The following is a 10,950-nucleotide window of genomic DNA, read 5'->3' as shown; positions in this document are numbered from 1 at the left end:
TCGATGATCAAAGAGGGCTTGGCCAAACCTTGGTATTTAGATAAACATCGCAACGTAGAAGCTAGTTCCAATCAAAAACGTGTCGAAGACGCCCTTCGAGAAGGTGCCAGGGATCAAGCATCGATCGCTAGCGAATCTGGCCTGGGCATTCAAGAGGTTAGACGCGAGCTGTTTCGATTGAAGTTAGAGGGCTTGGACCTGCACCAAAATGACCGAGTTAGCGCCTAATCTGGCTAGGTGCAGCGGTTTGATTTAGAGCGAGAAGCCTTTCTAAAGGCTTTAGTTGCGCGCGGAAACTCTCCTCACACTCAAAAGGCATACGGTGGCGATATCGCCGAATTTCTAACTTTTCTGGAGGACAGTAAATCAAGTCTCGACCTCAACGCGCTTCGGCAATGGCTCTGGGTGCTGACCGACGCCGGTGCCACCAAATCCACCATCGCGAGAAAGTCATCCTCGGTTAGGGCTTTCACCGCGTGGCTTTTGGAGCGCGAGGTTATAGCTGTTGATCCGGGCTTGAGGCTCAGGTCACCCAAGTTGGAACGTAACCTGCCGAAGGTTGCCACCGAAGACTCGATTTCCAAGGTCCTAGAGCGCCTTAGAAATATGGCTACCACCGATAAGCCCGCAGCACTGAGTGATTGGTGCGCCTTTGAGCTGCTCTACGCCACCGGCATGCGTGTAAGTGAGCTAGCGGGTCTGGATGTCGATGACTTTGATTTCTCGAGGCAACTTGTGCGGGTAACTGGCAAAGGCAATAAGCAGCGCATGCTGCCCTATGGAGACATGGCAGCTGAAGCCCTAGCTCGCTGGATTCGCGCCGGCAGGAATGCACACGCCCTGCCAGAGTCGCCTAATGCGCTTTTACTGACATCTCGAGGCAAGAGAATTGGAGTTAGGCAGATCTACGCTCTGGTTGCGAAACAACTGGAGGACACTCCCGCTGGAGCCACGGGCCCGCACACCCTTCGGCACTCCGCAGCAACTCACCTGCTAGATCATGGAGCAGACTTGAGGGCGGTGCAAGAGATCCTGGGGCACGCATCTTTGGGTACTACTCAGATCTACACTCACGTGTCGGTAGAACGTCTCAAGAAGTCATTTGAGCAAGCTCACCCCAGGGCCTAGCCCTCAAGCACGCTCGGTTCGAGATTTCCCAAAAGGTAATCGGGCGAGATGTACCCATAATCGCTTCTTGCTGAGAAATGCACACAGCTGTTGCAGTGGTACTCGTAATTCTTGCTCGGCTGGCAATGCCATGCAATAACCTCGCCCTGTTTGACGCGATCGCCCAAATTTAGGTTGGTGCAAGCCGGTTCAAAGCTTGCGAGATAGCCGTCGGTTGTGCGAATTGTGACGACCTCGCGATCGACTACGAGACCTTTGAAATAGAGCGATCCAGCGGTGGGTGCCGTGATTTCGGAAGCTATTTCCAGCTCGAAGTCAACACCTCGATGCCCAGCGCCATATTCAGTTTTTGGCGCTTCATACTCTGCTTGCCAGACCGAGTCATTTCTGTTTGCAGGTTCGCCCCAAACGCCAATTCCACCAAGGCTCACTAGAGCTAGAAAGATTCCTAAAGATCGACTCACGAATTCATTGTGGACAAGCGCTGTTTTCCCTTCACCTGGGCCCAAAAAGGAGTGGATAACCAAGTGATTTGCTGGTATGGTTGTCCACGGTCTGAAGCAATTTAGATCGAATTCGCGTGTTCCAACAAATCCCGTCACCTCGGTCCAAGTTTCGGCTTGGTCGTGTCGGAAGGAATGCCAGGGATTTGACCAAAGGGTCAAGTCATGAAACTGAGGGACACATTTGTGTGTCCAAAAGGAGTGCCTAATGGCAACTATCAACATGCGTCAACTTCTTGACGCGGGTGTCCACTTCGGTCACCAGACCCGCCGCTGGAACCCAAAGATGAAGCGATTCATTCTTACCGAGCGTTCCGGCATCTACATCATCGACCTACAGCAGTCGGTGGACCACATTGACAAGGCATACCACTTCGTTCGCGACATCGTCGCAAACGGTGGATCCATCATGTTTGTTGGCACCAAGAAGCAGGCTCAGGGCGTTGTCGCCGATGAGGCTAAGCGCGTTGGTCAGCCATTCATCAACGAGCGCTGGTTGGGTGGTCTGTTGACCAACTTCGGCACCGTAAACAAGCGTATTCAGCGCCTCAAGGAGCTGGAGACCATGGACTTCACTAACGCCGCCAAGGCTGGCATCACCAAGAAGGAGCTTTTGATCCTTCGCCGTGAGAAGGACAAGTTGGAGAAGGTCTTGGGCGGTATCCGCACCATGACTAAGACCCCAAGCGCACTTTGGGTTGTTGACACCAACAAGGAGCACCTAGCCATCACTGAGGCTAAGAAGCTTGGAATTCCAGTTATCGCAATCTTGGACACCAACTGTGACCCAGACGACGTAACCATCGGTATCCCTGGAAACGATGACGCCATTCGTTCAATTGAACTTCTCACTCGCGTAATCGCAGATGCAGCTGCCGATGGCATGATTGCACGTCACAACAAGGGCGGCGAAGAGGCAGAGCCACTAGCTGAGTGGGAGCGCGAGCTTCTTGAGGCTGGCGAGGCAAAGGCCGCAGAGGTTGTGGCTGAGGCTGCACCAGCAGCGGACGAGACTCCAGTTGTTGAAGAAACCCCAGTTGTTGAAGAGACTCCAGCAGAGAAGGATGCATAAGCATGGCTAACTACACCGCCGCAGACGTAAAGGCACTTCGCGAGAAGTCCGGCGCAGGCATGATGGACTGCAAGTCCGCATTGGATGAGGCTGATGGCGACATCGAAAAGGCATTTGAGCTACTAAGACTCAAGGGTCTAAAGGGTGTTTCCAAGCGCGAGGGTCGCACCACCAGCAACGGTCTAATCGTTGCTCGTGTTGCAAATGGCACCGGAACCTTGATCGAGCTTGCTTGCGAGACCGACTTCGTTGCAAAGGCTGACAACTTCATCGCTCTGGCTGACGCCGTTGCAGATGCAATTGTTGCCGCTGGCGCCACCGATGTTGAGTCTGCACTTGCAGCCAAGCACGGCAACGCAACCGTTGCAGATGCAATCACCGACCAGGCAGCGATCTTGGGCGAGAAGGTTGAACTTCGCAAGGTTGCTACCGTTTCAGCGTCTGGCGTTGACGCTTACCTTCACCGCACCAGCCGCGACCTACCTCCACAGGTTGGCGTGCTTGTTGCTTTCGAGGGTGCTGACGCAGAGACCGCTCACGACGTTGCAGTTCACATTGCAGCATTCAGCCCAAGCTACCTAACCCGCGACGAGATCCCAGCCGCGATCGTTGCAAAGGAGCGTGAGATTGCTGAGGCAACCGCACGCGACGAGGGTAAGCCTGAGGCTGCACTGCCAAAGATCGTTGAAGGCCGCGTAACCGGCTTCTTCAAGGAGACTTGCTTGCTAGATCAGGACTTCGCAAAGGACTCAAAGCAGTCCGTTGGCAAGGTCTTGGAGAATGCAGGACTAAAGGTCACCAGCTTCCTACGCTTCCGCGTCGGCGTCTAACCAAAAACCTTTTAGAGGGCTCGGTCGAAAGACCGGGCCCTCTATCTTTTTGGGCTCTAGTATTGACTCGATGCGGAGTCGATTCGCAGGTGCAAAAAAGGTGGAACACATGGGTGAAAAGCGCAGGGTATTGCTAAAGCTTTCAGGTGAAGCCTTCGGTGCCGGATCCTTAGGTGTAAATCCAGACGTGGTGTCCGATATTGCGAAAGACATTGCCAAGGCAGCCGAAAAAGTAGAGATTGCCATCGTCGTCGGTGGTGGAAACTTTTTCCGCGGGGCAGAGCTTTCTAGTCGCGGCATGGACCGTGGTCGCGCTGACTACATGGGCATGTTGGGCACCGTTATGAACGCGTTGGCGCTACAGGACTTTATCGAGCAGGCTGGCGCTGACGTGCGAGTTCAGACCGCAATAACCATGGCTCAGGTTGCGGAGCCATACTTGCCACTTCGTGCCATCCGTCACCTTGAAAAGGGCCGCATCGTGATCTTTGGTGCCGGAGCTGGATTGCCATATTTCTCAACCGACACCGTTGCAGCGCAGCGAGCCTTGGAAATTGGTGCTGATGAAGTATTGGTTGCCAAAAATGGTGTTGATGGTGTCTACACCGCGGATCCGCGCAAGGACCCGGACGCCAAGATGTTGACCGAGATCAGCTACCAGGATGCTTTGGTGAAGGGCCTCAAGGTTGTAGACGCGACTGCGTTCTCACTCTGCATGGACAACAAGATGCCAATGCGCGTATTCAGCATGGAGAAGATTTCCGAGGCCCTTTTGGGTGAGCCGGTTGGCACCTCGGTAAGAGCTTAAGTTCAGACAAGAGAAGGTACTAAATGATTAGCGAGATCATGGCCGAGGCCAAAGACAAGATGGCCAAGGCCGTTGAGGCCACCAAGGATGACTTCGCATCCGTGCGCACCGGCCGCGCCAACCCCGCAATGTTCCAGAAGATCATGGTCGACTACTACGGCACCATGACTCCCTTGGGTCAGCTCGGCGGTATCCAGAACCCAGAGGCACGCTCGATCATCATCAACCCTTATGACAAGAGTGCCCTGCAGGCTATTGAGAAGGCGCTAATGGCGATGCCAAACCTTGGCGCTCAGCCAAACAACGACGGCTCAATTATTCGCATCAACCTTCCAGAGCTCACCGAAGAGCGTCGCAAGGAATACGTAAAGCTAACCCGCGACAAGGCTGAGCACGGCCGCGTTTCGGTTCGTAACATCCGCCGCGGTGCCAAGGAAGATCTTGAGGCGCTCAAGAAGGACGGTGGCGCTGGCGAGGACGATATCGAGCGCGCCGAGAAAGAACTCGAGTCAATCACTAAGGCCCACACCGACAGGATCGACGAAGCCCTAAAGAACAAAGAAGCCGAGCTTCTCGAGGTTTAGTTGGAAACCGCAAAGTCCAAGACCTTAGGGCCAAGACTGGCCGTGGGATTTGGGCTAGGCGGAGTTTTTCTACTTTCTTTACTCAACCCACTATTTTTTGTTGGTTTGCTTTCGGTTTCCACCGCCGTTGCCGGCTATGAACTCGCAAGCGTTCTAAAGCGCGGTGGCTGGCATGTTCCAAAGTACTTAGTTGGGTTAGCCGGGTTGCTACTTCCTTGGATTGCTTATTTCTTTGGCCCAATTGCGCAGTGGTTGACGGTGCTAATTTTCAGCGCGGCGATGGTGCTTTGGCGCGCTATGTACCTCGCTATAAACAAAGAGCGCCAAACTCTCCGGCAGACCCTGAGAGATTTCGGTGCCAGCAACTGGGCACTGTTCTATGTCCCACTGCTACTTAGCTTCGGTGGCCTATTGATCGACCGACCAAATGGCACGGCGTGGATCTTTGGACTGGTGATCACGGTTGCTTCCATCGACACCTTTGGATATCTGATTGGCCGATTCTTTGGAAAAACCAAGCTCTCGCCAAGGATTAGCCCTAAAAAAACTTGGGAGGGCTTATTTGCCTCAATCCTCGGTGGGCTATTTGGCGGAATAATTACCGCTTTGGTAACCGGAGCGTCACTTTGGTTTGGTCTACTTTTCGGAGCCGCACTGCTGGTCAGTTCGGTTATGGGAGATCTATCCGAATCTCTTATTAAGCGAGATCTCGAGGTCAAAGACATGGGTAATGTTTTGCCGGGTCACGGTGGCATGATGGACCGAGTAGATTCCCTTTTGCCATCAACTTTCGTGGCTTACCTTTTGGCTCACGTAGTCTTTTAGCTTATGAACTTCCCGCTGGCTAGTGCAAAACTGCAGGGGTATAACCCCAAGCAAGTTGACGCACTCATGGCCAGGGTCCATTCTCAAAATGAAAACCCAGATCGCGAGATTATTAGCGCTGCTGTCGTCGCGGTTGCTCGATTCGATTTGGTGCTTGCCGGATACAAGATCCCAGCCGTTGACGAGGCAATAGCCAAGGCGTCGGACGCTTTAGAAGTTCGCGAGCTAGAGCGAGAATTGCGCCGATTTGGCAAGGCAAAGGCATCCTCGGATTTGGCAGCACTACTTCGTGCTTTGAAGCAGGTCCTCGAGACTGAGCCCAAGGAAAGGTTTGAAAAGGCAGCCAAGGGATATAGCCCAAGAATGGTAAATGCGCTTATCAAACGAATTGAAATCAAGCGCAGTACTTTGAGCGCGCCTTCAACTTTTGAACTCAGAACCATCTCGCTGGGAAGGTCCTCAAATGGCCTAGATCGCGAGCAGGTGGATGAATTTCTAAGTGCGGTTGTCAGTGCCCTGCACCGCCAAAAACTGCTTGGCTAATTGCCGATTTCGGCTTAGCGGTTTAGGCTTAGAGACTGCACATAAGGAGTCCCTTGAGTAGACATGGTTCTAAGCCACGCGCTAAGTCGCGAGCTTTGCCAACCCTTGGATTCTTTTTCGCAGCATCTTTGGTGATGGTTTCCGCAGTAGATCCTTACTCTGGAACGATGGCATCTGCCGACACCATTCAGGTTTTTGAGGCCCACGAAGATCAAAATCAGCAGCTGACTTTTGTCGCTTTGGATGGCGAGGGCTATGCCCGTGGCTCCTTTGAGATTCTCTCCGGTGAGGGAGTTGCGAAGCTTTTTGTTGACGGAGCACCATTTCCGGTCCCAGGGACCGCTAAGGGTATTGCCCTAAAGCTGGTAACAGACAAGGGCTGGGACTACGACCAGTACTCCTGCCTGGTAAAGCTTTGGGAGCGTGAGAGCAACTGGCGCTGGAACGCAATGAACAGTTCTTCCGGTGCCTATGGAATTCCGCAGTCACTGCCTGGTTCCAAAATGGCATCCGCTGGCCCCGATTGGCGCACCAACCCAGAAACTCAAATCAAGTGGGGAATCGGTTACATCGATAATCGCTATCAGTCCCCATGTGGAGCGCTGGCTCACTCAAACGACAAAAACTGGTACTAAACATGCGCGGTAAAAGGCGCAGGGGAGCCCCAGAGCCCCAGTATCGCGAACTTGATTTCTCCATGTTGAAAATGTCCCTACCCCACACCGTCGTAAAGCGCGGTGTCGAATTCACAGTCCAGCAGACCAGCGGCTTAACCGCCGAAGAGGGAAAGAGCTGGGTCTGCCCGGTTTGTGTAATTTCTATCGAACCAGGAATCATGCATACCGTGGCGTGGGACACCCATCGCGGAGTGCAAACCAGGCGCCACTTTCACAATCACTGCTTCAAGATTTTTGACGGGCTACTGCCGTAATGGAAGAGATTCGCGCGGCCACTGTGTTACCAGCCGTAAGGGAAGAGATCACCCTTACGACCAAAGACGGACAGGTTTTGGTTGGGGAAATAGCGATGCCGCTTGGTAAATCACCAAAAGCGACTCTCATTACCCTTCACCCGCTCCCAACTCACGGTGGCTTTATGGATTCCCACCTCTACCGAAAGGCGGCGAATCGTCTACCAGCGCTGATTGATGTCGCTGTTTTACGCTTCAATACCCGTGGCACATCCTCACCGCGGGGAACCTCCAGCGGAAGCTTTGACGGGGGAGTGCTCGAGGAATTTGACGTTGCGGCGGCGGTGAAGTTTTGCCAGGACCGCGGACTTGAGAATCTGTGGTTGGTTGGTTGGAGCTTTGGGACCGAACTTGCGACTAAGTACGGGCCAGATCACGACATCTCTGGTGCGATTTTGATCTCGCCACCGCTACACCGAGCGACTGACCTAGATCTTGCTCGCTGGAATGAATTTGATAGGCCGCTAATTGCTCTGGTTCCTGGCGATGATGACTATCTGCAGCCGGCAGAAGCCGCCAACAGATTTGCAATCGTGCCTAAGGCTCAGGTCTTGGGTTTTGACGGCGAGAAGCATCTCTGGGTTGGCGAGAATGCGACTAGAAGAGCACTCGATGCAATTAGCGAGATTGTGGTGCCAGGGTCTGCACCACTACCGACTCAGTACTAGGTAAGTTCCTGCTTCGGCATCCAAACCTCACGAATAATCAATAGCACGCTGGCAGCAATAGGAATAGCAATCAGCGCTCCAAGAACACCCATTAGGGTTCCGCCGGCAAGTGCTGCAATAACAACGGCAGCCGACGGGATCGAAACCGCCTTTTTCATGATTCTTGGTGAAACCAGGTAGGCATCGATCTGCAGGTAAATCAAGTAGAAGATTCCCACCGCAATCGCTGTTTCAAACCCTGCCAATAGCGAGAACGAGGTGATCAGGACAAATGCGATCACCGGTCCCACCAATGGAATAAGTGCAAATAGGAAAGCGATAAAGGTCAACAGCAATACGAAAGGTGCCTGCACAATGCTTAGGAAAGTGAACACCACTGCTGCGTGAATAAGCGCAATCGAAAGTTGTCCAATAACCCAGCGACCAACCGAAGTGGAGATTTGATCTGAAATGCTAAAAAACGACTCTCGCTTGGAGCTGGAAACCAACTTGCCCAGGTACTCGCGTATTTGATCGAGAGAGGCCATGAAATACAGGGTCAGGATTCCAACCAGAATCACACCAAATGTTGCACTCACAACGCCGAGGCCAACCTCAAATACGCCACCGAGAAGTGTCGGCCAGTTCGCGGAATTAGACACAAAGTCGATCAGTCCGTTTCCAGCATTGGTGAGCGAGCCACCTAGGCGCACATCCCACTGTGAGATCAAATCCAGGGTAAAGAAGCTCGAAATCAAAGTTGGAACCTGCTGGATGAAGATCGCAGCCTCTTCGATCGCTTCCGGAAGGGCGAGTGAGATTAGTAGCGCCAACGAACCGAAGAATCCCAGCACCACAACTGTTATGGCCAGGATTTTTGGAAACTTGATCTTTTGCAGCAGCTTCACAAGCGGGTTTAGTCCAAGAGCAAGTAATAACGCGAAGACAACATAGGTAATAACGGTTGCCAACTGGGAGACCGCGGTGGCCAGCAAAATGGCGGTCATCACACCTAGACCCGCGGTTAGACCAGTTTGGAATCCGCCGGTCAGTCTAGTTTTCTGTTCCATCAGCCCTCGTTCAATAGTGCGCTAGATACCAAGTTACGCGCCTGTATGCGAATCTAGCCGATTGCCACCGCCTAATTAGCTTTTTGGTTGTGCGCGAGGGCGGGGTCTGCGGCTTAGGGAAGTTTGCAGCGCTCGGGGTAAACTTGCACGACTGATACAGACCTTGGAGTTCGTTTGCTGCGCTTTTGGCTTTCCATGACCACCTTTGTGGTTGGTCTGACGCTGTCCGCAATCGGATTGGTGAACCAGCTGGAAAATCAGCCACTGAATTTAATTGTTGCTCAGACAGAATTCACCGCGCCAACCACCTACGTGATGATTCCCAACAAGGTGCTCACCGCCTATCCGGGCAAGGTATCAGTAACCGCCAATAACGATGGCGAAGTCTTCCTTGCCGCCGGCAGAGAGTCGGACATTGTTGGCTGGATAGGCAAGGCCCAATACACCGAGGCTCGACTGTCGGTAAATCAGGTAAAAGAGCAGGTCGTGCTTTCCGAGGTAGAGCGCGCAGGCAGCGGAGAACTTGCCGACCCACGCGGCTCCGATCTCTGGAGGCTCGAAGTTGCAGAGAAATTCGAGGGCAAGGTATCCGTCCCCGAGGGTAACGAGGTTGGAGTTTTGATCGCTGCCAAAGGAGTCGACTTAGCCCCAAGAAAAATCATGATCGAATGGGACCTTGAAGACCAGGGTGCTCCAATCGCACCAATCACTCTGGTCGGCTTGGCTCTGATGAGCGTCGGCGCGCTTTGGAGTTTGTGGTTGTTCCTTATCAGCTATCGGAAGTCAAGGATCACCAGAAACTGGAGCGGACCCAAGCGTCGAAGGGCTAAATTCAAACATCCAAAATTTGGAAAAAAGAAATCCGAGCCACAAGCTCCCATCACCTCTAGAAGGCAGTCCAGAGCTCTCAAGTTCGTAGCACTTGCTTTGATTCCAGCCGCACTAGCCGGCTGCACCCCGGAATATGTGAATCCAGTTTTGAGCCCCAGTCCTTCTCCGGCTCAAGACACTTTGACTCCTGTGATGACCAAGGATCAGCTCAAGCGAATCCTGGGCGAGATCACCGAGGTAGTGGCGCTCTCCGATGCCGAACTCGACCGCGAGAGCATCGAGGTTAGGGTTTCAGGCCCAGCACTGGTGGCAAGAAGAGCCGCCTACAACATTGCCCGTAGAACCGAGAATCCCGCGCCTCCAGCCCCGCTTTTGGCAGAACCGATTCAGTTGTTCTTGCCAAGCGCGACTGACACCTGGCCACGCTCGGTGATGGTTGTAACGGGGGAGCAGACCCTGACGATGTTGATCCTGCGGCAAGAAAGTGCAAGGGATCAGTACAAGCTCTACCAGTACATGGATATCTTGCCCGAGGTTGATTTCCCTGAGGTTGCCGGTGAAGAGGTTGGCGCTAACACCGTCAAGGAAGACAGCAAGTTCTTGTTGATGCCGCCAACCGATCTTGCCAACGCGGTTGGAAGTCTTTTGAATGAGGGGCCCGATTCCACCTGGAGCATCTTGATGGACGGCGAGAACCAGTACATCAACGATGTTTCTTCGGTGCAGCGCACATTGGCAGAAACGCTCAGCAATGCGAACGTCACCTTTGACCACAAGCTCTCAACCGATGGCATGGTGCTACTCACATCCGGTGAGGGTGGAGCTTTGGTCGGAATGTACATGATCGACACCTACACGATCATCCCTAAGGAACCTGGCGATGCGGTTGCCATCTCCGGGCAGGAAGCCATTCTGCTTGGTGCCGGCGGATCCGCCACCGGCATCGAAACCAGATACGGTGCGATGCTGCTGTTCCATATGCCTGCCGCGGGGTCGGAATCCAGGGTCAGACTGCTAGGTGCCACCCAACAGCTTCTAACCGCAGTATCGCTAGGTGGGTAATGAGTAATTTTTCAGGGGCTTTTGATCTATCGAAGCTGACAAACCAAAATCCAGCTCAGGGCAATGGCAATGTGGTT

14 protein-coding genes are annotated in these 10,950 nt (G+C 53.3%); 12 read left to right on the top strand and 2 right to left on the bottom strand.

Annotation, left to right across the window (positions count from 1 at the left end):
- On the top strand, positions 1-228 hold a 228-nt coding region (locus AC128V_RS04800), incomplete at its 5' end, for a hypothetical protein (RefSeq protein ID WP_482763548.1).
- A 9-nt stretch (positions 229-237) separates the two neighbouring features.
- A complete protein-coding gene (locus tag AC128V_RS04795) occupies positions 238-1,128 on the top strand; it encodes a tyrosine recombinase XerC (protein WP_482763547.1) in 891 nt (296 codons plus the stop codon).
- On the opposite strand, the gene AC128V_RS04790 is transcribed toward AC128V_RS04795, so the two are convergent.
- Positions 1,125-1,592: a peptidoglycan DD-metalloendopeptidase family protein gene (locus AC128V_RS04790; RefSeq protein WP_482763546.1), complete on the bottom strand. Its 468-nt coding sequence runs from the start codon at positions 1,590-1,592 to the stop codon at positions 1,125-1,127. The genes AC128V_RS04795 and AC128V_RS04790 overlap by 4 nt on opposite strands.
- 247 nt (positions 1,593-1,839) lie before the next feature.
- Here AC128V_RS04790 and rpsB point away from each other — a divergent pair, with 247 nt between their 5' ends.
- The 9 genes from rpsB (at position 1,840) to AC128V_RS04745 (ending at position 7,931) form a co-directional block, all read left to right on the top strand.
- On the top strand, positions 1,840-2,703 hold the full coding sequence (rpsB, locus tag AC128V_RS04785) for a 30S ribosomal protein S2 (RefSeq protein WP_482763545.1): 864 nt from the start codon (positions 1,840-1,842) through the stop codon (positions 2,701-2,703).
- A gap of 2 nt (positions 2,704-2,705) precedes the next feature.
- Positions 2,706-3,533, top strand: a complete 828-nt coding sequence (gene tsf, locus AC128V_RS04780; RefSeq protein WP_482763544.1) for a translation elongation factor Ts — start codon at positions 2,706-2,708, stop codon at positions 3,531-3,533.
- 109 nt (positions 3,534-3,642) lie between these two features.
- The gene (pyrH, locus tag AC128V_RS04775; protein ID WP_482763543.1) at positions 3,643-4,341 is read left to right on the top strand and encodes a UMP kinase; all 699 of its coding nucleotides are present in this window, start codon (positions 3,643-3,645) and stop codon (positions 4,339-4,341) included.
- A gap of 23 nt (positions 4,342-4,364) precedes the next feature.
- Positions 4,365-4,925, top strand: a complete 561-nt coding sequence (gene frr, locus AC128V_RS04770; protein WP_482763542.1) for a ribosome recycling factor — start codon at positions 4,365-4,367, stop codon at positions 4,923-4,925.
- Positions 4,926-5,750 (top strand): phosphatidate cytidylyltransferase, encoded by an 825-nt coding sequence (locus AC128V_RS04765; protein WP_482763541.1) that lies wholly within the window; start codon positions 4,926-4,928, stop codon positions 5,748-5,750.
- A gap of 3 nt (positions 5,751-5,753) precedes the next feature.
- Positions 5,754-6,293, top strand: coding sequence for a hypothetical protein (locus tag AC128V_RS04760; protein WP_482763540.1), 540 nt, complete (start codon positions 5,754-5,756; stop codon positions 6,291-6,293).
- Positions 6,294-6,346: 53 nt separating this feature from the next.
- A complete protein-coding gene (locus AC128V_RS04755; protein WP_482763539.1) occupies positions 6,347-6,928 on the top strand; it encodes an aggregation-promoting factor C-terminal-like domain-containing protein in 582 nt (193 codons plus the stop codon).
- 2 nt (positions 6,929-6,930) lie between these two features.
- Positions 6,931-7,224, top strand: coding sequence for a hypothetical protein (locus AC128V_RS04750; protein ID WP_482763538.1), 294 nt, complete (start codon positions 6,931-6,933; stop codon positions 7,222-7,224).
- Entirely contained in the window at positions 7,224-7,931 is a 708-nt protein-coding gene (locus AC128V_RS04745) for an alpha/beta hydrolase (protein WP_482763537.1), read from the top strand. Before AC128V_RS04750 ends, AC128V_RS04745 begins: the two co-directional genes overlap by 1 nt.
- Here the strand turns inward: AC128V_RS04745 and AC128V_RS04740 are convergent.
- Positions 7,928-8,980, bottom strand: coding sequence for an AI-2E family transporter (locus AC128V_RS04740; RefSeq protein ID WP_482763536.1), 1,053 nt, complete (start codon positions 8,978-8,980; stop codon positions 7,928-7,930). The two genes, AC128V_RS04745 and AC128V_RS04740, sit on opposite strands and share 4 nt — an antisense overlap.
- Positions 8,981-9,154: 174 nt before the next feature.
- Between AC128V_RS04740 and AC128V_RS04735 the strand changes: the two genes are divergently transcribed.
- A complete protein-coding gene (locus tag AC128V_RS04735; RefSeq protein WP_482763535.1) occupies positions 9,155-10,873 on the top strand; it encodes a DUF8094 domain-containing protein in 1,719 nt (572 codons plus the stop codon).
- Positions 10,874-10,950: the final 77 nt, after the last annotated feature.

It is taken from the genome of Aquiluna sp. (assembly GCF_965064355.1).
Note: the sequence above shows the minus strand (reverse complement) of the source record. Positions and strands in the feature narration are given on the sequence as shown.